This window comes from Streptomyces sp. S3(2020) (assembly GCF_013044505.1).
Classification (GTDB): Bacteria; Actinomycetota; Actinomycetes; order Streptomycetales; family Streptomycetaceae; genus Streptomyces.
In genome coordinates, this window is sequence record NZ_JABERD010000001.1 from 141,474 (window position 1) to 165,899 (window position 24,426).

The 24,426-nt window shown below is 71.2% G+C and carries 25 protein-coding genes; 14 read left to right on the forward strand and 11 right to left on the reverse strand.

Annotated elements, in window-relative coordinates; all coding sequences use genetic code 11:
• Window positions 1-29: 29 nt before the first annotated feature.
• Genes HLK59_RS00695 through HLK59_RS00705 form a run of 3 tightly spaced genes read right to left on the reverse strand, consistent with a single transcriptional unit; the run spans window position 30 to window position 4,266 of the window.
• Complete coding sequence (locus HLK59_RS00695) at window positions 30-1,490, reverse strand: FadD3 family acyl-CoA ligase (RefSeq protein WP_171139147.1); 1,461 nt, start codon at window positions 1,488-1,490, stop codon at window positions 30-32.
• Window positions 1,487-2,665 (reverse strand): amidohydrolase family protein, encoded by a 1,179-nt coding sequence (locus HLK59_RS00700; RefSeq protein WP_171139148.1) that lies wholly within the window; start codon window positions 2,663-2,665, stop codon window positions 1,487-1,489. The genes HLK59_RS00695 and HLK59_RS00700 overlap by 4 nt, the downstream gene beginning before the upstream one ends.
• A 38-nt stretch (window positions 2,666-2,703) precedes the next feature.
• Window positions 2,704-4,266, reverse strand: a complete 1,563-nt coding sequence (locus HLK59_RS00705) for an AMP-binding protein (RefSeq protein ID WP_171139149.1) — start codon at window positions 4,264-4,266, stop codon at window positions 2,704-2,706.
• A 97-nt stretch (window positions 4,267-4,363) separates the two neighbouring features.
• On the opposite strand from HLK59_RS00705, the gene HLK59_RS00710 reads away from it, so the two are divergent.
• Window positions 4,364-5,083, forward strand: a complete 720-nt coding sequence (locus HLK59_RS00710) for an enoyl-CoA hydratase/isomerase family protein (protein WP_171139150.1) — start codon at window positions 4,364-4,366, stop codon at window positions 5,081-5,083.
• Window positions 5,084-5,245: 162 nt separating this feature from the next.
• On the opposite strand, the gene HLK59_RS00715 is transcribed toward HLK59_RS00710, so the two are convergent.
• From HLK59_RS00715 to HLK59_RS00730, 4 genes are read right to left on the reverse strand one after another with little or no spacing between them, the layout of a single operon-like run.
• On the reverse strand, window positions 5,246-6,019 hold the full coding sequence (locus HLK59_RS00715; protein ID WP_171139151.1) for an SDR family NAD(P)-dependent oxidoreductase: 774 nt from the start codon (window positions 6,017-6,019) through the stop codon (window positions 5,246-5,248).
• A complete protein-coding gene (locus HLK59_RS00720) occupies window positions 6,016-6,852 on the reverse strand; it encodes a TauD/TfdA family dioxygenase (protein WP_171139152.1) in 837 nt (278 codons plus the stop codon). The genes HLK59_RS00715 and HLK59_RS00720 overlap by 4 nt, the downstream gene beginning before the upstream one ends.
• A gap of 25 nt (window positions 6,853-6,877) precedes the next feature.
• Window positions 6,878-8,092 (reverse strand): CoA transferase, encoded by a 1,215-nt coding sequence (locus tag HLK59_RS00725; RefSeq protein WP_171139153.1) that lies wholly within the window; start codon window positions 8,090-8,092, stop codon window positions 6,878-6,880.
• Entirely contained in the window at window positions 8,089-9,537 is a 1,449-nt protein-coding gene (locus tag HLK59_RS00730) for an aldehyde dehydrogenase family protein (protein WP_171139154.1), read from the reverse strand. The genes HLK59_RS00725 and HLK59_RS00730 overlap by 4 nt, the downstream gene beginning before the upstream one ends.
• A gap of 205 nt (window positions 9,538-9,742) precedes the next feature.
• Here HLK59_RS00730 and HLK59_RS00735 point away from each other — a divergent pair, with 205 nt between their 5' ends.
• From HLK59_RS00735 to HLK59_RS00775, 9 genes are all read left to right on the forward strand, one after another.
• Window positions 9,743-10,540, forward strand: coding sequence for an NAD(P)-dependent oxidoreductase (locus tag HLK59_RS00735; RefSeq protein ID WP_171139155.1), 798 nt, complete (start codon window positions 9,743-9,745; stop codon window positions 10,538-10,540).
• A gap of 69 nt (window positions 10,541-10,609) precedes the next feature.
• Window positions 10,610-11,470, forward strand: coding sequence for a mycofactocin-coupled SDR family oxidoreductase (locus HLK59_RS00740; protein ID WP_171139156.1), 861 nt, complete (start codon window positions 10,610-10,612; stop codon window positions 11,468-11,470).
• 49 nt (window positions 11,471-11,519) lie between these two features.
• Window positions 11,520-11,711 carry a ferredoxin gene (locus tag HLK59_RS00745; RefSeq protein WP_171139157.1) on the forward strand — a complete coding sequence of 64 codons (192 nt, stop codon included), beginning with the start codon at window positions 11,520-11,522 and terminating at the stop codon, window positions 11,709-11,711.
• 73 nt (window positions 11,712-11,784) lie between these two features.
• Window positions 11,785-13,149: a cytochrome P450 gene (locus tag HLK59_RS00750; protein WP_171139158.1), complete on the forward strand. Its 1,365-nt coding sequence runs from the start codon at window positions 11,785-11,787 to the stop codon at window positions 13,147-13,149.
• A 32-nt stretch (window positions 13,150-13,181) separates the two neighbouring features.
• Complete coding sequence (locus tag HLK59_RS00755; protein ID WP_171139159.1) at window positions 13,182-14,837, forward strand: OB-fold domain-containing protein; 1,656 nt, start codon at window positions 13,182-13,184, stop codon at window positions 14,835-14,837.
• A gap of 16 nt (window positions 14,838-14,853) precedes the next feature.
• Window positions 14,854-15,753: an alpha/beta fold hydrolase gene (locus HLK59_RS00760; protein ID WP_171139160.1), complete on the forward strand. Its 900-nt coding sequence runs from the start codon at window positions 14,854-14,856 to the stop codon at window positions 15,751-15,753.
• Between the two features lie 5 nt (window positions 15,754-15,758).
• Entirely contained in the window at window positions 15,759-16,262 is a 504-nt protein-coding gene (locus tag HLK59_RS00765) for a DoxX family protein (protein ID WP_171139224.1), read from the forward strand.
• A complete protein-coding gene (locus HLK59_RS00770; protein WP_171139161.1) occupies window positions 16,262-17,080 on the forward strand; it encodes an NAD(P)-dependent oxidoreductase in 819 nt (272 codons plus the stop codon). Before HLK59_RS00765 ends, HLK59_RS00770 begins: the two co-directional genes overlap by 1 nt.
• Window positions 17,081-17,164: 84 nt before the next feature.
• Entirely contained in the window at window positions 17,165-17,518 is a 354-nt protein-coding gene (locus tag HLK59_RS00775) for a hypothetical protein (protein WP_171139162.1), read from the forward strand.
• 12 nt (window positions 17,519-17,530) lie between these two features.
• Here the strand turns inward: HLK59_RS00775 and HLK59_RS00780 are convergent, their stop codons facing one another.
• Both HLK59_RS00780 and HLK59_RS00785 read right to left on the reverse strand, forming a co-directional pair.
• Entirely contained in the window at window positions 17,531-18,517 is a 987-nt protein-coding gene (locus tag HLK59_RS00780; RefSeq protein WP_171139163.1) for a helix-turn-helix domain-containing protein, read from the reverse strand.
• Between the two features lie 83 nt (window positions 18,518-18,600).
• A complete protein-coding gene (locus HLK59_RS00785; RefSeq protein WP_171139164.1) occupies window positions 18,601-19,575 on the reverse strand; it encodes an alpha/beta hydrolase in 975 nt (324 codons plus the stop codon).
• Between the two features lie 225 nt (window positions 19,576-19,800).
• Between HLK59_RS00785 and HLK59_RS00790 the strand changes: the two genes are divergently transcribed.
• Window positions 19,801-20,766: a TerC family protein gene (locus HLK59_RS00790; protein WP_171139165.1), complete on the forward strand. Its 966-nt coding sequence runs from the start codon at window positions 19,801-19,803 to the stop codon at window positions 20,764-20,766.
• 79 nt (window positions 20,767-20,845) lie between these two features.
• Window positions 20,846-21,727, forward strand: coding sequence for an LLM class F420-dependent oxidoreductase (locus tag HLK59_RS00795; RefSeq protein ID WP_171139166.1), 882 nt, complete (start codon window positions 20,846-20,848; stop codon window positions 21,725-21,727).
• Here HLK59_RS00795 and HLK59_RS00800 read toward each other — a convergent pair.
• Complete coding sequence (locus tag HLK59_RS00800; RefSeq protein WP_171139167.1) at window positions 21,703-21,945, reverse strand: hypothetical protein; 243 nt, start codon at window positions 21,943-21,945, stop codon at window positions 21,703-21,705. The two genes, HLK59_RS00795 and HLK59_RS00800, sit on opposite strands and share 25 nt — an antisense overlap.
• 114 nt (window positions 21,946-22,059) lie before the next feature.
• Here HLK59_RS00800 and HLK59_RS00805 point away from each other — a divergent pair, with 114 nt between their 5' ends.
• The gene (locus HLK59_RS00805; protein WP_171139168.1) at window positions 22,060-22,965 is read left to right on the forward strand and encodes a LysR family transcriptional regulator; all 906 of its coding nucleotides are present in this window, start codon (window positions 22,060-22,062) and stop codon (window positions 22,963-22,965) included.
• Window positions 22,966-22,998: 33 nt separating this feature from the next.
• Window positions 22,999-23,649: a hypothetical protein gene (locus HLK59_RS00810; RefSeq protein WP_171139169.1), complete on the forward strand. Its 651-nt coding sequence runs from the start codon at window positions 22,999-23,001 to the stop codon at window positions 23,647-23,649.
• A 117-nt stretch (window positions 23,650-23,766) separates the two neighbouring features.
• On the opposite strand, the gene HLK59_RS00815 is transcribed toward HLK59_RS00810, so the two are convergent.
• A complete protein-coding gene (locus HLK59_RS00815) occupies window positions 23,767-24,330 on the reverse strand; it encodes an NAD(P)H-dependent oxidoreductase (RefSeq protein WP_171139170.1) in 564 nt (187 codons plus the stop codon).
• Window positions 24,331-24,426 lie beyond the last annotated feature (96 nt).

A 24,426-nucleotide genomic window follows, 5' to 3' on the forward strand; every position in this document is an offset into this window, starting at 1 on the left:
CCGTTCTCCCGCGGGTGACGCGACGGGCCTCATCGCAATTGGTCCTTCAACACCTTGCCCGTGGCACCGATCGGCAACTCCTCCCGGAACTCCACGGATCGGGGCACCTTGTAACCGGCCATGCGTTCCCGGCTCCAGGCGATCAGCTCGTCCGCCGACACCGGGCCGTGCGGGACGACGAAGGCCTTGCCCACCTGGCCCAGCCGAGTGTCGGGGACGCCCACCACCGCGGCCTGGGCGACCGCCGGGTGCCGGAGCAGGAAGCCCTCGATCTCGGCGGGGTAGGCGTTGAAGCCGCCCACCACGAACATGTCCTTCTTCCGGCCGACGATCCTCAACCGTCCCCGGTCGTCGAGCGTGCCCAGGTCGCCGGTGTGCAGCCAGCCGTGAGGGTCGATCGCCTCGGCCGTCGCGGCGGGGTCGTCGAGGTAGCCGAGCATGACGCTGTAGCCGCGCACCAGCACCTCGCCGTCGTCGGCGACGCGGACCTCCAGTCCGTCGCAGGGGAGGCCGACGGTCGTGGCGATCTCCTCGAAGGAGTCGCCGGACCGGGAGGCGGTGACCGTGCCCGCCTCGGTCAGGCCGTACCCCGTCATGATCGTCCGGAAGGGCAGTTCGCTCCTGATCCGGCGGATGAGCTCCACGGGGATGTCCGCCGACCCGGTCACCGCGGCCCGCAGCGAGGAGAGGTCCCGGCCGCCCTTCGCCTCCGCCTCCAGCAGGGAGTGGTAGAGCGTGGGCGGGCCGGGCAGCATCGTCACCCGCTCGCGTTCGACCAGGTCGAGCACCTGGTCCACGTCGAAGACCGGCACCGGGAGGATGGTCGCGCCCCGGATGAGGGAGGCGATACAGCCCGCCTTCCAGCCGAACATGTGGAAGAACGGGTTGACGATCAGATAGCGGTCACCCTCGCGCAGGTCCGCCAGATCGCACCACTCCGCGAACAGCCGCAGGTTCTGCGCGTGGCTCATCAGGACACCCTTCGGGCGGCCCGTCGTCCCCGAGGTGAAGATGATGTCGGAGAGGTCCGATCCGCTCACCTCGCACTCGTACGGCGATCCGCTCGCGAGGAAGTCCGACGTGAGGTCGATCACCGGAACGCCGGGCGGGCCGGTGAACTCCAGATCCAGGAAGCCCTGTTGGACGAGCAGGGCCTTGGCTCGGCCCCGTACGACGATGTCGTGCGCCTCGTCCGCCTTGAACCGGGTGTTGACCGGCACCAGCACCCCGCCGGCGGCGAGCAGGCCGAAACCCGCGACGAGCCATTCGGCGGAGTTGGGCGCCCAGATCGCCACCCGGTCGCCCTTGGAGACCCCCAGCTCTCTGAAGGCGCCCGCCGCTTGGCGTACCCGCTCGGCGAGTTCGGCGAAGGAGAGCCGCAGCGGGCCGTCGACGACCGCTTCGGCGTCCCCGAAGCGGTCGGCGGCGCTCAGCACCATCCGGGGGATGGACTCCCATGTCCCGCTGGGATCGGCCCGGCCAGAGGTCATGCGGGGATCAGCCGGGCCAGATTGCCACCCATGATCTTGGCCTGGTCGGGCACGCTCAGGCCCTGGATGGCGTTGACGTACGAGGTCGGCTGGGACAGGCCCTCGGGGTGCGGGTAGTCCGAGCCGAACAGGATGCGGTCGACGCCGATGAGGTCGACCAGGCCGCCCAGGTCCTCCTCGTAGAACGGACTGACGTGGATGCTGTTCTTCACCGCCGCCACCGGGTCGCCGAGGAACTCGTTCGGCATCTTCTTGTAGACGTCGGCGAGTTGGTCGAGCAGCGGGGCCACCCACGAGGAGCCGTTCTCGATCAGGGCGATCTTCAGCTCGGGGAAGCGGAACAGCGCGCCGTGGCACACCCACGCGGCCACCGCGTCCTGGATCGGCCGCCACTCGGACACCGTACGGAAGGCGTTGGGCTTGAACGGCAGCATCTCGTTGACACCGCCCTCCCAGTCGCTCGTGTACTTCGCGTAGCCGCTGTCGGAGGAGTGCATCGCGACCAGCACACCCGTCTCCACGACCCGCTTCCAGAACGGGTCGAACTCCTCCAGCGCGAAGGACCGGGAGCCGCCGTACCCCGGCACCGGGGCCGGACGGATGAGGACGGCCTTCGCACCGCGCTCCACCGCCCAGTCGAGCTCGGCGATCGCCTTCTCGACGATCGGCAGGGTGATGACCGGGGTGGTGAAGATGCGGTCCTTGTAGTTGAACGACCAGGTCTCGTACAGCCATTCGTTGAGCGAGTGGATCACCGCGTGGATCAACTCCGGGTGGTGGCGCATCCGTTCCTCGATGAGGCTGGCGAGCGTCGGGAACATCAGCGTCCGCTGGACGCCGAGTTCGTCCAGCAGCTCAAGACGCGGCCCCGGTTCACGGAACGCCGGGATCGAGCGCATCGGGTCGCCGAAGATCTCCCGGCGGGACTTGCCGTCGGGGTTGCCGACCCGGAAGTACTCCTCCATGGCGCCCGGGCGGGCGACGACCTCGAAGGTCGGGTTCGGGATGTACTCGCTGATCTGGCCCAGGATCGCGATCTTCGTACGGCCCTTGACCTGCACGTACTGGATCGCGCCCTCGTACTCCTTGGGGAGGTGCCTGGTCAGCGCCTCCTCGGTCTCGTACAGGTGGTTGTCCGCGTCGAAGAGCGGATACGGCAGCGCACGCGACGTCATGAGACCCTCCTTGGCGAATTGCGAGAATCATATTCTCATCATGTGCGTACGGCAATGTCCTGCCGGAGTCGGAACTTCTGGACCTTGCCGCTCGCGGTCCTCGGGAAGTCGGTCACGCCGTGCAGCTCCTCGGGCCACTTCTGCCTGGCCAGACCGGAGTTGTCGAGGTGGGCGCGCATCTCGTCGAGGCCGGGGAGGGGGTGGTCGGGCAGCATGCGCAGGAATGCGGCGGCGTGCTCGCCGAGCCGGGCGTCGGGGGCGGCGACCACCGCGGCCTCCGCCACGCCGGGCAGGGCCAGGAGGACTTCCTCGACCTCCAGGGCGCTGATGTTCTCGCCGCCGCGGATGATGATGTCGGACTTGCGGTCGGTGATGGTCAGATAGCCGTCCTCGTCGAGGACGCCGATGTCGCCGGTGTGGTACCAGCCCTCGTCGTCGAAGAACCGCTCGGTCAGTGCCGGGTCGGTGTAGCCGAGGCACAGGTCAGGGCCGCGGCTGAGGATCTCGCCGTCCTCGGCCAGGCGTACCTCCACACCCGGCCGCGCGTCCCCGTCCGTGAAGAGCCGTTTGGCCTCGGGAGCGTCGAACCGTGACGACGTGATCGAGGGGTGCTCGGTGCTGCCGTAGGCCCGGAAGACATGTACCCCGAGGCCGGCCAGCCGGGTCGTGACCGCCACCGGCACCGAGGAACCGCCCAGCCCCGCGTACCTCATGTGCCGCAGGTGGGCCCGGGTGAAGTCGGGGTGGTCGAGCAGGCTCGTGACGTAGTAGGGGGCGCCGCCGCCGATGTGGAGGTCGTGCTCTGTCATCAGCCGCAGTGCCCGGCCCGGGTCCCACACGTCGGTGAGGTTGACCGGGGAGCCCTCCAGGACCGGGATGAGGAAGGCGTTCACCATGCCGATGAAGTGGCCGACCGGGGCCGCGGTGAGCTGGTGGCCGCGGTCGGGCGGGTAGCTCGCGGTGAGCTGGCGGGTCTCGTGGCCGAGCGTCTGGTGGCTGTGGACCACGCCCTTGGGGTCGCGGGTCGTGCCCGAGGTGAAGGCGATGAGGGCGGGGCCCGTCGGGTCGGCGGGCAGGGCGCCGGGGAGCGGGGTGTCGCTCAGCAGCTCCTCGAAGTCCTCGGCGTGCGGATCCCGTCGCGGGTCACGGCCGACCACCGCGACCACGGGCACGTCCGCGCACAGCTCGGCCCGGAACTCCAGCCGGCCGAACCGCTGGGCGGTCACGAAGGCCTTCGGTCGCACCGCGTCGAGGATGTAGCCGACCTCCTTGCGCCCGTAGAAGTGCACGATCGGCACGACGGCCGCGCCGAGGAACGCCGAGGCCCAGAACACCGCGGCGGCCTCCATCCAGTTGGGCAGCTGGAAGGCGACGGTGTCGCCGGGGCCCACGCCCCGCTCCCGCAGTCCGCCCGCCAGACGGCGCGCGACCCGCTCGACGTCATGGAACGTTCCGGACCAGGGGCGGACGGCCGAGTGCACCCGGAACTCGGCGTCGGGCGCCGCCGCCAGGCCCCGTGCGAGCAGATCCCCGATCGTGTCCTGGGTCCACCAGCCCTCTGCCTCGTAGCGCTTGGCCAACTCTGCGGGGATCCTTCGCATGTGCCTGCTACCTCCCGTACTTCGGTGCGGCTCCGATCGGCGGCGCATACGCTATTCTCGTATTTGGAGAATGCCAATATCCCTCGGGGGGAATCACGTGATCGACCTCGAACTGGACGATGGCCTGGCCGTCGTCACGATCGACCGCCCGCACGCCCGCAACGCCATCTCGCTCGCCACCATGGGCGAGCTGGAGAAGGCGCTCGACGCGGCGGAGGGCGCGCGGGCGCTGGTGGTCAAGGGGGCCGGGGAGCGGGCCTTCGTCTCCGGGGGAGACCTCAAGGAACTCGCCGCGATCCGCACCGAGGACGAGGCGGTGGCGATGGCCCGGCGGATGCGGGGCATCTGCGACCGGATCGCCGCCTTCCCCGGACCCGTCGTCGCCGCGCTCAACGGACATGCCCTGGGCGGCGGGGCCGAGGTCGCGGTGGCCGCCGACATCCGGGTGGCCGCGGACGACATCAGGATCGGCTTCAACCAGGTGACCCTGGAGATCATGCCCGCGTGGGGCGGGGCCGAACGGCTGGCCGCGCTGGTGGGACGGGGGAGAGCGCTGATGCTCGCGGGCAGCGGCGCCGTGCTCGACGCCGCGGAGGCACAGCGCCTCGGACTCGTCGACCAGGTGTTTGCGCGGGCGGCCTTCGAAGACGGCTGGCGGGCCCTGGCCAGGTCTCTCGCGACGGTCCCCGCCGGTGAGGTCAAACGTGTTGTCTCCGACGGCACTTCGGCCGACGACGCGGTGCGCGCCTTCGCTCGGCTGTGGGTGGCCGACGCGCACTGGGCGGCGGCGGAACGGGTGTTGGCGCGCGGAAAGTGACGCGCCCCGCGTGCGGCGACCGCGCGGGGACCGACCAGCCCACGGAGGTGACGATGCACGCCTGCGCGCTGGCGGCGCCCCGGATGCGGACCGGTGGCAGCATCGTCGACCGGCCCGCGGGTTGGTCGCGGCCTTTCCGGCGGAGCGCTCGGTGGCGACCCCTCAGGTGTTGCGCCCCCCGTTCACCCCGATCACCTGCCCCGTGACATACCCCGCCTCCTCGGACACCAGGAAGGAACACGCGGCGGCGATGTCCTCCGGTCGCCCGGCACGCCGTACCGGGGTCAGCTCGGCGTGATGGGACACCGAGCCGCCCAGGAGGCCGCGCTCCTCCGAGTCGCGCAGCATCGGGGTGTCCACGAACCCCGGGGGGATGGTGTTCACCGTGATGCCCGCCGGGCCGAGTTCCAGGGCGAGTGACTTGGTGAGGCCGATGAGGCCGGCCTTCGAGGCGACGTAGTGGGCCATGTACTGCTGGCCCGACTGGGCGCTGGAGGACGAGATGTTGACGATGCGGCCCCAGCCCGCGTCCTTCATGCCGGGCACGACGGCCTGGCAGAAGTAGAACGGGCCGTTGAGGTTCACGGCCATGATCCGGTTCCAGGACTCGTCGGTGATCTTCAGAAAGCCCTGGGTCGCGGACACCCCGGCGTTGTTGACCAGGACGAGCGCGGGCCCGCCCAGCGTCTCCCGCACCCGCCGTACGGCGTCGTCCACCTGCGGACGGTCCGACACGTCGACCCCGCCGAAGGCGACCGCCTCGTGCCCCTTCTGGCGGGCCTCCTCGGCGACCCGCTCGGCCGCCTCCGTGTCGAGGTCCAGGACGGCGGTCGCGAACCCGTCCTCCGCCAGCCGGAGCGCGATGGCCCGCCCGATGCCCGAACCGCCGCCCGTGACCAGGGCGGTACGCCGCTCCCCGGGCCGCTCCCCGGTCACGCGACCAGCTCCTCGCCCGCGAGGGAGGTCCGGTGCATGAGCCGGGAGGAGGCCTCGCCGTAGGGCAGGGCGCGATGCAGCATGCCGGTGTTGTCCCAGATGACGAGGTCGCCCTGGCGCCAGCGATGGCGGAGGGTGAACTCCGGCTGTGTCGCCCGGTCCAGGAGGTCGTCCAGCAGCGCCCGGCCCTCGGCGGCCGGACGGCCGACGACCTCGCCCGCCGTCGCCCCGATGAGCAGGGACCTGCGACCGCCGGCCCGCGTCCAGACGAGCGACTGCTCGCGCGCCGGGTTGCGGTCCCAGGCGGCCCGTTCCCTCGGCGACGGATCGGGCGTGACGAGCAGTTGCGAGGCCGCGAAGCTGTGCACGACCCGCAGGCCGTCCAGCTCCGCCCGCTCGGCGCTCGACATCGCCTCGTACGTGGCGAAGGTGTTGGCGAACTCCGTGTCGCCCCCGCCGTCGTCCGAGATGTGGCGTGCCGTCAGAAGTGTCGCCTTGTTGGGCACTTCGTCCGTCGTGCCGTCGATGTGCCAGTGGAAGGTGCCCTCGCGATAGGCGGCCAGCGGGCTCTTCGAGGGGTCGCGGGTGATGCGCTGGATGTCGGGGTGGGTCGGGTGGCCGCCCATCGGAAGCGGTACGACCTGTCCGAGCAGCCGGCTGAAGGCCACCAGGTCGTCGTCGCCGATGTGCGCCTCGCGGTAGATCACGACCCCCCGCCGGTCCAGGGCCGCCTGACACTCCTCGGCGACTCCCTTGTCGACCAGCCTGTTCCCGGACAGACCGGTGATCTCGACGCCGGTGGTCGGGGTGATGTCGGTGACGGTGACTGTCATGCGCGTTCCCTTTCTGTGACGGGGCTCAGGTCACCGCTCCCGCGGCCTTGAGCGCGAGGATGCGGTCCCAGTCCAGGCCGAGCTCCAGGAGGATCTCCTCGGTCTGCGCCGCGAACTCCGGTGCCGGACCGCCCGGTTGCGCGGCCTCGACGTCGAACTGCACCGGGCTCGCCGCCAGTTCCAGCTCCCCGGCCCGCACGACGTACTCGTTGGCGCGCACCTGGGCGTCGCCGCCCACCTGAAGGGAGTCCTGCACCGGGGCCCACGGTCCGGCCAGCGTCGCGAAACGCTCGGTCCACTCGGCGAGGGTGCGGCCCGCGATCACCTCGCGCAGGATCTTGACCGCCTCCTCGGTGTGCGCGGCGAGGTCCGAGGCGGTGGCGAAGCGCGGGTCCTCGGCCAGTTCGGGCCGGTCCACGTGGCGGCACACATCGGCCCAGAACTTGCCGGGCTGCATCATCACGAAGGCGAGACAGCGCTCGTCGGCCGTGCGGTACAGCCCGGACAGCGGGTTGGTGGGGGAGCCGTGCCCGCCCAGGGGCGGCGCGGTCATCGGCCGGTCGAGGTGGAGGGAGAGGGCGATCCCGTGGCCCATCGCCCAGACACCGCTGCCCAGCAGGGAGACGTCCACGACCGGTGCCTCGCCGGTGCGCTCGCGCTGGAGCAGGGCCGCCGCGATGCCGCCGGCGAGGTTGGTGCCGGAGATGGTGTCGCCGTAGGCGGGGCCCGGCGGCGGGATCATCCCCTCGACGCCGGGCGGGGTGAGGCTGGCGGCGGTGCCGGCCCGGGCCCAGAAGGCGGTCATGTCGTAGCCGCCCTTCTCCGCCTCCCGGCCGCGCGGACCGAGCGCACTGCCCCGGGCGTAGACGATCCGCGGGTTCACCTCACGGATGTCGGCCACGTCGATCCCGAACCTCCGCCGGGCCGAGGGCAGGAAGCTCGTCAGGAACACGTCCGAGCGGCGGGCCAGGTCGTACAGCACCTCCCTGCCCTCGGGCCGTGCCATGTCGAGGCCGATGCTGCGCTTGCCCCGGTTGGCGTGCTCGACGTTGGGGTTCGGATCGCCCTCGACCTTGAACGTGCCGGTCTGCCGCAGACCGCGCTGCGGATCGCCGTTGACGGCGTGCTCCACCTTGACGACGTCCGCGCCCCAGTCGGCGAGGACGGCACCGGCGGACGGCACGAAGCCGTACATCGCGACCTCGAGAACCCGTATGCCGCTCAGCGGCCCGGTGCTCATACGACCACCGCCCCGAAGGTCTTGCGCTCCATGAACTCCTCCAGCCCGTCCACGCCCTTCTCCCGCCCGATGCCCGACTGCTTGTAGCCGCCGAAGGGCGTGTCGGCGAAGAAGTAGTTGCCGCCGTTGATGCTGAACGTGCCCGTGCGGATCCGCCGGGCCAGCGCGATCGCCCGCTCCTGGTCGGCGCTGTGGACCGCGCCGGACAGGCCGTACACCGAGTCGTTGGCGATCCGGACCGCGTGGTCCTCGTCGTCGTAGGGGATGAGGGCGAGCACGGGTCCGAAGACCTCCTCCTGCGCCAGTTCGCTCGCCGGGTCCACGCCGGTGAGGAGCGTCGGCGTGTAGAAGAAGCCCGGGTCGACCCGCTTGCCGCCGGTCACCAGCCTCGCGCCCGCCTCGACGGCCCGGCGGACCATGCCGTCGACCTTGTCGCGCTGCCGCTCGCTGATCAGCGGGCCCAGGTAGGTCCGGGGGTGTGCGGGATCGCCGTACCGCACCCGCTCCAGCGCGGCCGCGACCTGCCCGGCGATCGTGTCGTGGTGCTCGCGCGGCACCAGCATCCGCGAGGTGATCGCACAACTCTGGCCCGCGTGCAGGCAGATCATGTACGCCGCGTACGTCGACGCGGCCGCGAAGTCGGCGTCGTCGAGGACGATCAGGGCCGACTTGCCGCCGAGTTCGAGGAAGACCCGCTTCACCGTGCCGCTGGCGGCGGCCATGATGCGGCGGCCGGTCGCGGTGGACCCGGTGAAACTGACCATGTCGACGTCCGCGTGGGTGGTGAGCAGTTCCCCGACGGCCGCGTCCGACGACGTCAGTACGTTGACCACGCCCGCCGGGATGTCGGTGTGCTCCGCGATCAGTTCGCCCAGGGCGAGGGTGACCAGCGGGGTGTCGGGGGCGCCCTTGAGGACGACCGTGCAGCCCGCGGCGAGCGCCGGGGCCAGCTTCGCCAGGGCGAGTTGGGTGGGGTAGTTGTACGGGACGATCGCGGCGAGGACCCCGCCGGCCTCCTTCTCCACCCAGCGGTGGTGCCGCTGCCCCAGGTACTCGACCACGCCGAGGTCCTCGGTCAGGGGGTGGGTCTTGAGGAGGTCCGCGTAGTAACGGACCAGCCCGACCGGCTCGTCGAGCTGCTGGCTGTGCGTGAGCATCCGGGGCGCGCCGACCTCGGCGATGGTCAACTCCCGCAGCTCCTCCAGGTGTTCGGTGAGCGCGGTGTGGAGCTGGTCGAGGCAGTGGACACGGAACTCGGTGTCGGTGGACCAGCCCGTGGTGTCGAACGCGCGGCGGGCGGCCGCGACGGCGGCTCGGGCCTGTTCGGCCGTGGCGTCGGGAGCGTGGCCGAGCACGTCACCGGTGGCCGGGTTGAGCGTGGCGAACGTCCGGTCGCCCTCGACGAGCCGTCCGTCGATGAGCAGCCGCCTGTCCGGGGGTGGCATCCCGTCTCCTTCCCGCTGGAAATGGCGTTCTCGGATTGGGAGAACACTACAGGGGCCCAACTTCCGCGTCACGGCCTCGGTCTGGATCAGTCGGGCGTGTCACGCGCTGACATAAATTCGCCACGCGGGACTTCCGGGCGCCACGAATTTGAAAGTAGGGTTCTCGCATTCGGAGAAGGGAGATTCTTGTGATCCGAGTCGGAACGTGACGCGCGTCGGGCTCATCGGAGCCGGTCGCATGGGGCGGCCCATGATCCGCAGGCTCGCCGAGGCGGGACACACGGTGAGTGTCCTGGGCCGGTCGGCCGGTTCCCGTGCCGCGCTCGCCCAGGAGCCGGCCCGGGTGGTCGACCGGGCCCGCGAGGTCGGCGAAGGCGCCGATGTCGTCCTGGTCTGCGTCCACACCGACGCACAGGTGCGCGAAGTCTGCCTCGACAGCGGCCTGTCGCGGACCCTGCCGAGCGGATGCGTCCTCGTCGTGCACACCACCGGCGACCCGCACACCGTCGAGGAGATCGCACAACGCGGCATCGCCGTGGTCGACGCCCCCGTCAGCGGCGGCCCGCCCGACGTGGCCGCCGGTCACCTCACCCTCTTCGTGGGCGGCGCCGACGACACCGTCGCCCGCGTCCGCCCCGTCCTGCGCAGCTACGGCGACCCGGTGCTGCACGTCGGCCCGCTGGGCGCGGGGCAGCGGGTGAAGCTCGTCAACAACACCGTCTTCGCCGCCCAGATCGGACTGCTCTCGCACGCGGCCCGGCTCGGCGCACAACTCGGCCTGGACGAACGGCTTCTGCTGGACGCCCTCACCCACGGCAGCGCGTCGAGCCGCGCGCTCGCCGGAGTCGTACGCCGCGGCTCGGTCGCCGAGTTCGCCCGGTCCACGGCCGAGTTCCTCGGCAAGGACCTCGACGTCGTCCGCGCGGTCGCCGCCGGACTCGGCGCCGATCTCGGCGCACTGGACCAGGTGCTCGGCGCGGCGACGTCCGCCGGCACCCCCTGACCCCATCGACCTGTGCGGCGCCCACGGGCGTCCCTGGACCAACCGACCTACAACGTAAGGACACCACCCATGGGACGAGTCGAGGGCAAGGTCGCGTTCATCACCGGAGCCGCCCGCGGCCAGGGCCGCAGCCACGCGGTACGCCTCGCCGAGGAGGGCGCCGACATCATCGCGGTGGACCTGTGCCGCGACTACGAGACCGTCGGCTATCCGATGGCCACCCCCGAGGACCTCAAGGAGACGGCCCGCCTGGTCGAGGAGCAGGGCCGCCGCGTCGTCGCCCTCCAGGCCGACGTGCGGGACGTGGCCGGACTGCGGACGGCACTGGAGACCGGGCTCGGCGAACTCGGCGGCCTGGACATCGTCGTGGCCCAGGCCGGCATCGCCCCGCTGCGCGGCGAACCCAAGCTCCAGGCCTGGTGCGACGCCATCGACGTCGACCTGATCGGCAGCATCAACGCCATCCAGATCTCCCTCCCGCATCTGCGCGAGGGCGCCTCCGTCATCGCCACCGGCTCCACCGCCGCCCTCATGGAACACGGCATCGTCGACACCCCCGGCTCCAACCCGGGCGGCTCCGGATACGCCTACGCCAAGCGCGCCCTGTCCGAGTACGTCCACGAACTCGCCCGCAACCTGGCCCCGTTGAAGCAGCGCGCCAACGTCGTCCACCCCACCAACGTGGACACCCGGATGCTCCAGAGCGAGCCGATGTACAAGTCGTTCCGCCCCGACCTCGAACACCCCACCCGCGAGGACGCCGAGCCCGCGTTCGCCGTACAGCAGGCCATGCCGGTCCCCTACGTCGAACCGGTCGACATCAGCAACGCCGTCCTCTTCCTCGCCTCCGACGAGGCCCGCTACATCACCGGTACCCAACTGCGCGTCGACGCCGGCGGTTACCTCAAGTGGTACGACTGGCGCCGCTGAGTGCCAGGGACAAGCGCCAGGGACAACGGAAACGACAGGGAGGCAAGCCGTGAAGGTCCGCGTCGATCCGGAGCGCTGCCAGGGCCACACGCTCTGCTGGATGACCGCTCCGAAGGCGTTCCAGCTGGACGAGGTCGACGGCCACTCCTCGGCCGTCAGCGAGGACGTACCGGCCGATCAGGAAGAGGACGTGCGGGAAGCCGTGCACTCGTGCCCGGAACGGGCCGTCCAGATCTTCTGAAGACCCAGATCTCCTGAGGACCCAGATCTCCTGAGGACCCAGATCTTCTGAAAGACAGGGAAGGGGAGGCTTCATGAGCGAGGCCGCCGGCGGCGACGACCGCAAGAAACACCAGGTGCACTTCGACCGGCACACACCCGAGTACCGGCACCAGTTCGAGTCGATCACCCACGAGTTGCACACCAAGTGCCCCATCGCCTGGACCGACACCCACGGCGGCCACTGGGTCGCGAGCGGCAACCGCGAGGTCTTCGAACTGGCCCGGTCCGCCGAGTTCCTCTCCAACGACCATGACGTCAAGGGGGAGCGGCGCGGATACAAGGGCATCACCATCCCGCCACCGCCGCGCGCCGCCGAAGTCCAGGGCGGCTTCCTGGAGATGGACCCGCCGGAACAGCGCCACTACCGCCAGACCCTCAACCCCTACCTCTCCCCGGCGGCCGTGAGCCGCTGGATCCCACTCGTCGACGAGGTGGTGCGCGCCTGCCTCGACGACCGGACCGAGGACGGACGGATCGACTTCGTCGACGACCTCGCCAACGTCGTACCGGCCGTCCTCACCATGGCGATGATGGGCCTTCCGCTCAAGGACTGGACCGTCTACAACGAACCGGCGCACGCCGGGGTCTACACCCCGCCCGACTCACCGGACATGGAGCGCGTCACCGAACTGGGCCGGAACATGGGCCTGTCGCTCTACACGGCGATCCAGGAGATCCGCAGCCACCCCAGGCCGGGCCTGGTGGACGCCCTGGTGCGCGCCGACATCAACGGCAGGTCCCCGGACGACATGGAGCTGCTCGGGGTGCTGGCCCTCCTCATCGGCGGCGGTTTCGACACCACCACCGCCCTCACCGCGCACGCCCTGGAGTGGCTCGGCGAGAACCCCGGGGAGCGTGACCGGCTCAGCCGCGAACGGGACACCCTGCTGGACTCCGCGACCGAGGAGTTCCTGCGCTACTTCACGCCCGCGCCCGGCGACGGCCGCACGATCTCCGCCGACTGCGAGATCGCCGGCCAGCGCTTCGAGGAGGGCGAACGCCTCTGGCTGTCCTGGGCGATGGCCAACCGCGACCCGTCCGTCTTCCCCGACCCCGACCGCGTCGACCTCGAACGCAAGGGCAACCGGCACAGCAGCTTCGGTCTCGGCATCCACCGCTGCATCGGTTCCAACGTCGCCCGTACGGTGTTCAAACGCATGGTCACGGCCGTCCTGGACCGCATGCCCGACTACCGCTGCGACCCCGACGCCACCGTGCACTACGAGACCATCGGCGTCATCCAGGGCATGCGCCACCTCCCGGCGACCTTCACCCCGGGCGAGCGCCTCGGCCCTCCGCTGGAGGAGACCCTGGAGATCCTCCAGAAGGCCTGCGACGAACAGCGCCTCGCCGAGCCCGTCACCGTCCGCACGGGCCGGGCGAACATCAGCCGCTGAGCCCGCCGCACTCCGAGAGGAAGGACAACCCCGTGGCCGGACCCCCCGGACGCCCCCTGCCCCAACTCACCGACCAGAACGCGTTCTTCTGGACGTCGGGGGCGGACGGACGGCTGCGGATCCAGGAGTGCGCCTCGTGCGCGTCCCTGATCCACCCGCCTCAACCCGTGTGCCGCCACTGCCGCGGCCACGACATGGGCGTACGGACCGTCTCCGGCCACGCGACCCTCATCGGCTTCACCGTCAACCACCGCTTCGGACTGCCCGGCCTCCCCGCCCCGTACGTCGTCGCCCAGGTCGCGCTGGAGGAGGACGACCGCGTCCGGCTCACCACCAACGCCGTCGGGTGCGACCCGGACGACCTGGTCCTGGGCATGCGCATGGAGGTCGTCTTCGAGCAGGCCGGACAGGGGCCCGCGGCGGTGTGGCTGCCGCTGTTCCGGCCCGCGGCCGAACAGGGCGCACCGGCACCGCTGCCCGAGGACGAAGTCGCTCCGCCCGTACGCCCGATGGCCGCCACCGAGAAGTTCGAGGACAAGGTCGCGCTCACCGGTGTCGGCAGCTCCCGGCTCGGCCGCCGACTCCTGGTCCCGCCGCTCTCCCTCACCGTCGAGGCCTGCGAACAGGCGGTCGCCGACGCCGGTCTGACCTTCGACGACATCGACGGCCTGGCCACCTACCCCGGAGCCGGCCCCTTCGGCGGCTTCGCCGAGGGCGGCGTCACCGCCCTGGAGTCCGCCCTCGGGATCCGCCCCACCTGGCACAACGGCGGCGGCGAGACCTTCGGTCCCGGCGGCTCCCTCATCTCCGCGATGCTGGCCGTGGCCGGCGGACTGGCCCGGCACGTGCTGTGCTTCCGGACCCTGTGGGAGGCGTCCTACGGCGAACTGGTCAAGCAGGGCCGCATCCAGCCGCCGAGCAGCCCCGACGCCGGCTGGCTCAAGCCCTTCGGCGCGACCTCCGCCGCCCACACCCTGGCCCAGAACGCCGGGCGCCACTTCCACAAGTACGGCACCACCCGCGAGACCCTCGGCTGGATCGCCCTCAACCAGCGCGCCAACGCCGGCCTCCACCCCACCGCCGTCTACCGCGACCCGATGACCATGGACGACTACCTGCAAGCCCGCCCCATCACCACCCCGTTCGGGCTCTACGACTGCGACGTCCCCTGCGACGGAGCGGTGGCCGTGATCGTCTCCCACGTCGACACCGCCCGGGACCTGGCCCAACCACCCGTGCTCGTCGAGGCGGTGGGCACCCGGATCACCGAGCGCCTCGAATGGGACCAGAGCACCCTCACCCACGAACCCCAGGTCATCGGCCAGTCGGCCCATCTGTGGACCCGCACCTCGCTGCGCCCCGACGACGTCGACGTGGCCGAACTCTACGACGGCTTCACCTTCAACTGCCTCTCCTGGATAGAGGCGTTGGGCTTCTGCGGCATCGGCGAGGCGAAGGACTTCCTGGACGGAGGGAAGAACATCGCCCGCGACGGCGTACTGCCCCTGAACACCCACGGCGGCCAGCTCTCCCACGGACGCACCCACGGCATGGGCCTCGTCCAGGAGGCCATCGTCCAACTGCGCGGCACCGCGGGCCCCCGCCAGGTGCCCGGCGCGCGCGTCGCCGTGGTCAGCTCCGGAGGGCTCACGCCCAGCGGAGTCCTTCTCCTCAGGACGGACACGTGAACCACAGGACGGATACGTGAATCACAGCGCCATCGACATCGACGGCACCCCCCTGTCGTACCGCGCGAGTTGGGCCCCGCGGCCGCGCGCCGTCGTCCTCGCCCTGCACGGCGGCGGCACCGACTCCGCGTACTTCGACTGCCCGGGCCGGCCCCGGCTGTCCCTGATCCGGACCGGTCAGGCACTCGGCTTCACGGTGATCGCCCTCGACCGGCCGGGCTACGGCGCCTCGCACGCCCACCAGGAGAAGGTGACCGACCCGGTCCACCGCGTCGAGCTGGCCTACGCGGCCCTCGACCGGCTGCTCGCCTCCCGCCCGCACGGCGCGGGAGTGTTCCTCATGGCGCACTCGGCGGGCAGCGAACTGGCCATCCGCATGGCGGCCGAGGAACGCGGGCGCGCCCTGCTGGGCCTGGAGGTCGCCGGAACCGGCCAGGAGCACCACCCGCGCTTCACCGCACGCTGGACCGAGCACGGGCAGCTGGGCATCCGCCGGCCCGCGCGCAGCCGGATGCGCGATCTGCTGTGGGGACCGGCCCACCTCTATCCGCCCGACGTCTTCGGCGGCACCGCCATCGGCGCGCCCTCGCCCGCCTATGAGGCCCAAGCACGCGACTGGGTGCGGGAGTTCCCCGAACTGGCCGCCCGGGTGCGGGTCCCCGTGCACTACACCCTCGGCGACCACGAGGCGGTGTGGAGTCCCGGTGAGCGGGCGCTGAAGGACTTCGCCTCGGTGTTCACTTCCTCACCTCGCGTCAGGGTTCACGAACAACCCGACAGTGGCCACAATCTGAGCCTGGGTCACTCGGCCCGGGCTTACCACCTCGGAGTCCTGTCGTTCGTCGAGGAGTGCGCGGTGTTCCACGAGAACGCGCGCCCCGAGGACGTCGACTCCTCGCAGGGAAGGGCGGGTTGAGTGCCATGGACGACTTCGCGCTGCTGCTGATACGGCTGGTCCTGGGCGTCGTGATGATCGCGCACGGCCTCAACCACTGGCGCGGCGGCGGCCGTATCGAGGGCACCGCCCGCTGGTTCACCGGCCTGGGCCTGCGCAACGGCACCCTCCAGGCCTGGATGAGCGTCGTCACCGAGATCGGCGCCGGGGCCTTCCTGGTGCTCGGTTTGTTCACCCCGCTGGCCTGTGCGGCCGTCGTCTCGGTGATGCTCGTCGCGGGTCTGCTCGCCCACCGCCGCAACGGCTTCTTCGTCTTCAAGGAGGGCTACGAGTACGTCCTCACCCTCGCCGTCGTCGCCCTGGCACTGGCCGTACTGGGACCGGGCCGGGTGTCCGTGGACGAGGCGAGCGGCATCGACGTCACCGGCTGGGCGGGCGGCGCCCTCGCCCTGGGCGTCGCCGTGGCGGCCACGGCCGGGCTGCTCGCCGTGTTCTGGCGCCCCGCACCCCCCGAACAGGAGGCAAGCTGATGCGAGTCGGTTTCATCGGGCTGGGCAGCCAGGGCGCGCCCATGGCCCGCAGGATCGTGGCCGCCGGGTTCGAGACGACGCTCTGGGCACGCCGCCCCGCCACCCTGCTCCCCTTCGAGGACACCTCGGCGAAGCGTGCCGGGTCCCCCGCCGAACTGGCGTCGGTCAGCGACCTGGTCTGTGTGTGCGTCGTGGACGACGCCGACGTGGAGGAGGTCCTCACCGGAGGGTCCGGCGTCCTGTCGGGCCTGCGCCGGGGCGGGGTGGTCGCGGTGCACAGCACCGTCCACCCCGACACCTGCCGCCGCCTCGCCGACGTGGCCCGCACCCACGGGGTCACCCTCATCGACGCGCCCGTCAGCGGCGGCGGACCGGCCGCGGCGGAGGGCAGGTTGGTGGTGATGGCCGGGGGAGAGCAGGGCACCGTCGCCTACTGCCGCCCGGTCTTCGAGACCTACGGCGACCCGGTCGTCCACATGGGCCCGCTGGGGGCCGGCCAGGTGGCCAAGCTCCTGAACAACGTCCTGTTCACCGCCCACCTCGCCACCGCCGCGAGCACTCTCGCCCTCGGCCGGGACCTGGCCGTCGACCCCGCCGCCCTGGCCCGTGTCATCTCCCACGGCAGCGGCAGGAGCTTCGCCCTGGACCGGGTCACCGCCGCGGGCGGCACCCTCGACCGGCTGGCCGCCCACGCCGGACCGCTGCTGCGCAAGGACGTCCGCCTGCTCACGGACGTCGCCACGACCGCGGACGCGGCCACGGGCGTCGTCACCTCGACCGCGCGGGAGGCGCTGGCGCTGATGGACCAGATGCGCTGAGCCGCGAAACCCGGTGGTGAGCGTCTCGCCGCCCCCGGTAGGGTCACCGCGTTCCGACCCACCCCGCACGGAGAGCGACTCCCCATGACCGGCCCCCGACCGACGACGACCCTCTGGCGCCCCACCGGCCCCGTCGAGCTGGACCTGGTCCGCGAGCTGAACTGGCGCGCCTGGCCGCCCCGGCAGCCCGAGCAGCCGATCTTCTACCCCGTCCTGAACGAGGACTACGCCGTGAAGATCGCCCGGGACTGGAACGTCAAGCACGACGGCGCCGGCTTCGTGACCCGCTTCGAGGTCGACTCGGAGTTCCTGCGTCGCTACCCCGTCCAGCAGGCGGGCGGCGAGACGATCCTGGAGCTGTGGGTGCCGGCCGAGGAACTCGACGAGTTCAACGCGCACATCGTCGGCGAGATCGAGATCGTCCACGAGTTCCGTTGACGGTGACCGCGCCTACGAGCGGGCCAAGTGGCGCATCGTCAGGGCCAGTTGCAGGCGGAACCGGTCCTGAGGGGTGCGCACCGGCCAGCCCAGCAGATGCTCGGCGTGCGCCAGCCGGTCCTGGAGCGTGGAGTGGTGCACGTTGATCTCCGCGGCGGCCGCCCGCAGACTCGCCGTCGACGCGACGGCGTGCAGCGTGGCCAGGAGCCACGGTGTCGCCGCGGCCGCCGACTCCAACGCGAGGACGTCGGGCGGGGGTTCGGCCCCCGGTACGACGAGACCGGCGAGGAGAGCCGTGCCGCCCAGCTCGTCGGCGTACACCACACGCTGACCGGGATCCTGTGCGGTGCCCTCCGCGGTGAACCGCAGCGCGGTGCGCGCCGCGGCCCAGGACTGCGGCAGGTCGAGCACGGGCACGGCGGGGCCCACACCCAGACGGCCGCCGGGAAGTTCCGCGGCGCGCTGCTCGGGGACGATCCGGGGCAGACCGTCGGCGGCGGCCACGGCGCGCGCGGGCGCCGCCGGGTCGAGGCCCAGCCGCCGCGCCGCGTGCAGCCGGGCCGCCTCCGGGGCCGTGGCGTCCAGCAGTGTCTCCACCAGGGCCGGATCCTCGACCGGGGCCCGGCCGCGGGTGCGGTCGAGGACGAGCCGCACGGCACCGGCGGCCCGTTCCAGGATCACGGCGTCCACCACGCTCGGCTCCGCCGCCCGCTCCAGCCACAGCGCGGGCACCCCGCCGGGCGTCAGCGCCGCCGACGGCCAGGCCGGATCCGGTGGCAGATCCGAGTCGCGGCGCGCACCGTCCGCCGTCACCCGCACCTGCACCCGCCGGTCCGCGTCGACCAGCCGCGCGGGCACCCCGGCCAGTACCGCGGCCCCGCGCACCAGTGCCTCCAGACCGGCCCGTGACTCGGCCAGCCGGTCGAAGTAGGCGATCACCTGGACGGCGGCACCGGCGTCCGGGTCCAGCGCGGTCAGGCGCCCGGCCAGCTCTTTCATGGGTCCATGGTGCGGCATGCGGTGCCCGGCCGGGAGCCCCGCGGCTCACTCCGGGCACCACCCGGTGTCCGGGCGCCGCACGCTCACGTGTCGAGGAGCCTGCGCAGCCAGTCCAGATGCGCCGCCCGGGTCCGCTGGGACAGGGCCGCCTGCGGGGCGAAACCGTCGAAGCCGTGGAAGCCGCCCGGCCACACATGCAGCTCGGCGATCCCGCCGGCCTGCCAGATCCGGGAGGCGTAGGCGACGACCTCGTCCCGGAAGGTCTCCGCGGAACCCACGTCCAGGAACGCCGGGGGCAGCCCGGTCAGGTCCTCGGCGCGGGCCGGTGCCGCGTACCCGGGAACGTCCGGGCCACCGCGCAGCTCACCGAGCAGGGCCGTCCAGCCGGTCTCGTTGGCCGTACGGTCCCAGACGCCCAGACCCGCCATCTGGTGCGCGGACGGGGTGTCGTTGCGGTCGTCCAGCATCGGGCACATCAGCACCTGGCCGAGCGGCCGCGGGCCCTTGCGGTCCCGGGTGAGCAGGGCGAGGGCCGCGCACAGTCCGCCGCCCGCGCTGGCGCCCGCGAGGACGATCCGCTCCGGGTCGGCACCCAGTTCCCCGGCATGCTCCGCGGTCCAGACCAGCCCGGCGTACGCGTCCTCGATCTGCGCGGGATAGGGGTCCTCCGGGGCCAGCCGGTACTCCACCGACACCACGACGGCGTCCAGCTCCTTCGCCCAGGCCAGCGCCACGTCCACGCCCACCCGGTTGGTGCCGAGGACCATGCCGCCGCCGTGCACGTGGTAGACGACGGGGCGCGGACCCGCGGCCGAGGGCGCGGCGGGCCGGCAGATCAGCAGCGATATCTCGGGCGCGCCCTCGGGACCCGGCACCACACGGTCCTCGACCTCGAAGAACCCGTCGAGCGTCAGGTCGAGCTCGGCGAGCATCTGGATGCCGGGGCCCTGGCGTATCTGCTCGATGTCCTCCAGGGTCATCCCCGGGGAGATGAACTCCTTGATCAGTTCCAGGGCTCCGGCGAGCTCCGGGTCGAACGGCGGCGGTACCAGGCTCATGTCTTCTCCTCACGCGAGAACGCGGCGGCTCGTGCGGACATGATTCGCGCCCTGCCCGCCGGCCGGGGCGCCGCCGTACGGCGGAACCTGCCCGCCGTACGGCGGGTGGCACCGGAGCGACCTGTGACCTTGCCATGTCATGACTTATTGTTCACCCGACAAGGGTGGAAGGGACCAGACCCTGAGGCAACGCTGTGGAAGCCCCACCCGCACCAGGAGTAACAAGTGAACGTGTCCCTCTCCGTCTGGCTGCTGACGGTAGCCGCCCTGTGCGTGCTCGTCGCCGTCGACTTCTTCATCGGCCGCAAACCCCACGACGTGTCGATCAAGGAAGCCGGCATCTGGACGGTCGTCTGGGTCGTCCTGGCCTGTCTCTTCGGCATCGGCCTGCTCATCTTCAGCGGCGGAAAGCCGGCCGGTGAGTTCTTCGCCGGGTTCATCACCGAGAAGTCGCTCAGCGTCGACAACCTCTTCGTCTTCGTCCTGATCATGGCGAAGTTCTCGGTGCCCACGCAGTACCAGCAGCGGGTCCTCATGGTCGGCGTGCTGCTGGCCCTGGTGCTGCGTGCCGGGTTCATCGCGGCCGGCGCGGCGATCATCTCCACGTTCTCCTGGGTTTTCTACCTCTTCGGCGCCTTCCTGATCTGGACCGCCTGGAAGCTCGTCCAGGACGCCCGCAAGGACCAGCACGAGGAGGAGTACCAGGAGAACAAGCTCCTCAAGATGGTCGAGCGGCGCTTCGGCGTGGCCGACCGCTACCACGGCACCAAGCTGTGGATCGAGGAGAACGGCAAGCGGGTCATGACCCCGATGCTGGTCGTCATGCTCGCGATCGGCTCCACCGACGTGCTGTTCGCGCTCGACTCCATCCCCGCCATCTACGGCCTCACCGAGGACCCGTACATCGTCTTCACGGCGAACGCGTTCGCGCTGATGGGGCTGCGCCAGCTGTACTTCCTCATCGGCGGCCTGCTGAAGAGGCTCGTCCACCTCAGCTACGGCCTGTCGATCATCCTCGGCTTCATCGGCGTCAAGCTGGTGCTGCACGCCCTGCACGAGTCCGGCGTCCATGTGCCCGAGATCAGCATCCCCTTCTCGCTCGGCTTCATCGTGCTGGTCCTCGCCGTCACGACCTTCACGAGCCTCAGGGCCTCCAGGAAGCAGGAGGAGCAGGAAGCGCGGGTGTCCTAGCCGAGCCTCTTGACTTCGAGAGCGCTCCAGCACCTAGCGTCACCAGGGTCGGTGAAGACCTTGGTGAACGGAGACGGCCATGCGCGTGGGCGTGCACATCAACCGGTTCGACCATCCCGGGGGAGCGCCCGCGCTCGGCGCCGAACTGGCCGCCGCGGGCGACGCCGCCGAGGCCGCGGGACTGAGCTGGCTGTCGGTGATGGACCACTACTTCCAGATGGAGTTCAACGACCGGGCCGAGGACCCCATGCTGGAGGCCTACACGACCCTCGGCTATCTCGCGGCCCGCACCTCCACGGTCCGGATCGGGGCCCTGGTGACCGGGGTGACCTACCGTCACCCCGGACTGCTCGCCAAGATCGCCACCACGCTCGACGTCCTGTCCGGCGGCCGGGCCACCCTCGGGATCGGCGCCGCCTGGTACGACCGGGAGCACGCGGGCCTCGGTGTGCCGTTCCCGCCCCTCGCCGAACGCTTCGAGCGGCTGGAGGAGACCCTGCGGATCTGCCTCCAGATGTGGGACCCGGACGCGAACGGCCCCTTCGAGGGCAAGCACTACCGGCTCGCCGAGACGCTGTCCGTACCGGCCCCGGTCAGCGACCCGCGCCCCGAGATCATGATCGGCGGAGGCGGCGAGAAGAAGACGCTCCGGCTGGTCGCCCGGTACGGCGACGCCTGCAACCTGTTCACCACCACGCCCGAGGAGGTCGCGCACAAGCTCGACGTCCTGCGCGGCCACTGCGACACCGAGGGCCGCGACTACGACACGATCCGCAAGACCGTCGCCTACTCCGGTGACCCGCTCGCCACCGGTGACCTCGACGCCTTCACCCGGGACATCACGGGCTACACCAAGCTCGGCATCGACACCGTGATCCTCTCCCCGCGCACGGGGGAGCCGGCGGCGTTCATCGAACGGTTCGCGGCCCCCGCCGTTCAGCGGCTGGCGGGACTCGACTGAGGGACGGCGGGCCGGCCGCGGGAGACGATCCGCATCCCGCGGTCGTCGATCATCCGCACCTGGAGCGAGCCGCAGCCGCACCGCGTCCACACCGTGCGGCCCGCCGCGGTGTTGTGCCGGGACACCACCTGGAAGGGCTCGGCACCGTCCGGCCATCCGCAGTGCGGGCAGACCGTGCCGGCCGTGGTCGTGCCGGTCGTGCCGGTCGTGCTGGTCATGGGAACTCCTTGTACGTCGTGGCTGGTTGACCGTCGCGACACCATCAGGGTGCGACCTCGCCACCATGCACGTCCAGGTTGACTTTCCGGACCCGACCTTGAAGCGTGGACTTCATGATTGACCTCCGCCGGCTTCACGTCCTGCGAGCGGTCGCGCACTACGGCACGGTGACCGCGGCCGCCCGCGCCCTGCACTTCACCCCGTCCGCCGCCTCGCAGCAGATCCGTCAGCTCGCCCGAGACCTCGGCGTGGACCTTCTCGAACCACAGGGCCGGGGTGTCCGCCTGACCCCGGCCGCCGAGAGCCTGCTCGCACACGCCGACGCCATCCAGGCCCGCTGGGAACAGGCCGAACTGGACCTGCGCGCCGAACAGGAGTCTCCCGCGGGGCCGTTGCGGGTCTGCGGGTATCCGGTGGCGATCTCGGTGCTGCTGGCGCCGATGGCGGTCCGGCTCAAGGAGCGGCATCCGCGCCTGGCCGTGCGCATCCACGAGGCGGGCGTGCCGGAGAGCTTCGATCTGCTCTTCGAGGGTGAGGTCGACCTCGCGATCGTGGAGGCCACCCCGCAGAACCCGCCGCTGAGCGACGCCCGCTTCGACCAGCAGCCGCTGCTGGACGACCCGTTCGACCTGGTCGTGCCCGACGGTCATCCGCTGGCCGGGCGCGAGCGTGTCGACCTCTCGGACGCGGCGCACGAGGACTGGATCGCGCCCATGCCGGACAGCCCCTGCCGTACGCACGTCATGTCCGCGTGCGGGGAGGCCGGTTTCAGCCCCGCCGTGGTCCACCAGGCGGTGGACTGGAACGTCACCGCCCATCTGGTCGCCCACCGGCTCGGCATCGCACTGATCCCACGACTGGCCCAGCTCACTCCGGACCTGCCCGTCACCCGGGTGCCCTGTACGGGCAACCCGCACCGCAGGATGCTCACCTGCACGCGCCGAGGGGGACATGAACGCCCCGCGGTCGAGGCCGCGTTGACGGAGTTGCGAATGCTGGCGCCGGGGGCCGTGGCCTGAGCGTTGTCAGTGCCGTTTGGCACCATGGGGATCATGAGCCGCAACATCAGCTACAACACCGCCGACCAGAACGACATCATCGGCTTCCTCGGCGCCGGTGAACTGACGGCGGACCAGCAGCGCATCCTCGGCAATGTCCGCAAGTACGCCGAGGCGCACCAGGCCGACCTCGAACGGCAGGGCGTCGACTGGGGCCTGACCGTCCCCGAGGCGCTGGAGCACCTCGTCGCGGGCCGCGCCGACTCGGACGCCGAGTGCGCGGGCAACGCCTACTACACCGCCCTCCAGAAGATCATCGACCGGAACGGCAGCGACCCGTCCCAGGTGGGCACGTTCTCCAGGCCCTCGACCTTCTTCGGGCTGATGGACGACGAGCTGCGCCGCCTCGGTGTCCCCGCCGACCTGCTGCCGGGCGACTTCCTGTTCGCCGGTCCGCCCGACGGCATCCCGTTCCACATCCCGTGCCCCGTGGACGGCACCCCGGACATCGGCCGCCTGCCGCTGGCCAGGGCGAAGCCCGCCGCGGACGCCTACCGCGCCGTCCTGGACCGCGTCGACAGCGCCTTCTCCCATGAACTCGGGCAACTCGCCGGACAGCTGGAGTTCGAGCACGACGAGTGGCGCTCCGCGCAGTCGATCGACTGGTACAGCCAGGACACGATCTTCTTCTCGATCACGGGCTGAACCGGCGCACGGGCGTGAGGGCGCACAGGCATGAGGCCGTCCGCGCATGAGGGCGTTGCGGGCATGGGAAAGGGGCCGGAGCTCCATGCGCTCCAGCCCCTCGCCGCGAGGAGATGATCAGGCGGCAGCGGTCTCGCCGGCGTGGCCGTGCACACGGGCGATGACCTCGGTCAGCTGCTCGGCGACCTCGGCGTCGTCGGCCGGGTGGGTCTCGGCGAAGCGGACCACGGAACCGGGGATGGAGAGCTTGACGTCCTCCAGCACCTTGGCGCCGGCGATGCCCAGCGCCTTGCGGGTCTCGTCCTGCGCCCACACGCCGCCGAACTGGCCGAACGCGGTGCCGACCACCGCGGCCGGCTTGCCGCCGAAGGCGCCGGCGCCGTACGGACGGGACAGCCAGTCGATGGCGTTCTTGAGGACGGCCGGGATGGTGCCGTTGTACTCGGGGGAGAAGAGCAGGAAGCCGTCGGCGGCCTGGGCGGCCTCACGCAGCTTGGCGGCCGGGGCCGGGACGCTGCCCTCGACGTCGATGTCCTCGTTGTAGAACGGGATCTCGGCCAGGCCCTCGAAGAGCTCGACGCTCGCACCCTCGGGAGCGAACTTGACGGCCGCCTCGGCCAGCTGGCGGTTGTGCGAACCGGCGCGAAGGCTGCCGACGAGCGCAAGGATGCGAACAGACATGCGAACTCCAAGATGCTGAAACACTGCCGTCACAAATACGGACCGGGGTCCGTTTAAGTTCTACCACCGTAACCGGACCGCGGTCCAGTTTCATTC

Excerpts from the sequence above, each read along its gene's own strand:
- HLK59_RS00695 (WP_171139147.1), bottom strand. The coding sequence starts at position 1,490 with ATGACCTCTGGCCGGGCCGATCCCAGCGGGACATGGGAGTCCATCCCC.
- HLK59_RS00700 (WP_171139148.1), bottom strand. The coding sequence starts at position 2,665 with ATGACGTCGCGTGCGCTGCCGTATCCGCTCTTCGACGCGGACAACCAC.
- HLK59_RS00705 (WP_171139149.1), bottom strand. The coding sequence starts at position 4,266 with ATGCGAAGGATCCCCGCAGAGTTGGCCAAGCGCTACGAGGCAGAGGGC.
- HLK59_RS00720 (WP_171139152.1), bottom strand. The coding sequence starts at position 6,852 with ATGACAGTCACCGTCACCGACATCACCCCGACCACCGGCGTCGAGATC.
- HLK59_RS00725 (WP_171139153.1), bottom strand. The coding sequence starts at position 8,092 with ATGAGCACCGGGCCGCTGAGCGGCATACGGGTTCTCGAGGTCGCGATG.
- HLK59_RS00730 (WP_171139154.1), bottom strand. The coding sequence starts at position 9,537 with ATGCCACCCCCGGACAGGCGGCTGCTCATCGACGGACGGCTCGTCGAG.
- HLK59_RS00740 (WP_171139156.1), top strand. The coding sequence starts at position 10,610 with ATGGGACGAGTCGAGGGCAAGGTCGCGTTCATCACCGGAGCCGCCCGC.
- HLK59_RS00750 (WP_171139158.1), top strand. The coding sequence starts at position 11,785 with ATGAGCGAGGCCGCCGGCGGCGACGACCGCAAGAAACACCAGGTGCAC.
- HLK59_RS00765 (WP_171139224.1), top strand. The coding sequence starts at position 15,759 with ATGGACGACTTCGCGCTGCTGCTGATACGGCTGGTCCTGGGCGTCGTG.
- HLK59_RS00770 (WP_171139161.1), top strand. The coding sequence starts at position 16,262 with ATGCGAGTCGGTTTCATCGGGCTGGGCAGCCAGGGCGCGCCCATGGCC.
- HLK59_RS00775 (WP_171139162.1), top strand. The coding sequence starts at position 17,165 with ATGACCGGCCCCCGACCGACGACGACCCTCTGGCGCCCCACCGGCCCC.
- HLK59_RS00780 (WP_171139163.1), bottom strand. The coding sequence starts at position 18,517 with ATGAAAGAGCTGGCCGGGCGCCTGACCGCGCTGGACCCGGACGCCGGT.
- HLK59_RS00785 (WP_171139164.1), bottom strand. The coding sequence starts at position 19,575 with ATGAGCCTGGTACCGCCGCCGTTCGACCCGGAGCTCGCCGGAGCCCTG.
- HLK59_RS00795 (WP_171139166.1), top strand. The coding sequence starts at position 20,846 with ATGCGCGTGGGCGTGCACATCAACCGGTTCGACCATCCCGGGGGAGCG.
- HLK59_RS00800 (WP_171139167.1), bottom strand. The coding sequence starts at position 21,945 with ATGACCAGCACGACCGGCACGACCGGCACGACCACGGCCGGCACGGTC.
- HLK59_RS00805 (WP_171139168.1), top strand. The coding sequence starts at position 22,060 with ATGATTGACCTCCGCCGGCTTCACGTCCTGCGAGCGGTCGCGCACTAC.
- HLK59_RS00810 (WP_171139169.1), top strand. The coding sequence starts at position 22,999 with ATGAGCCGCAACATCAGCTACAACACCGCCGACCAGAACGACATCATC.
- HLK59_RS00815 (WP_171139170.1), bottom strand. The coding sequence starts at position 24,330 with ATGTCTGTTCGCATCCTTGCGCTCGTCGGCAGCCTTCGCGCCGGTTCG.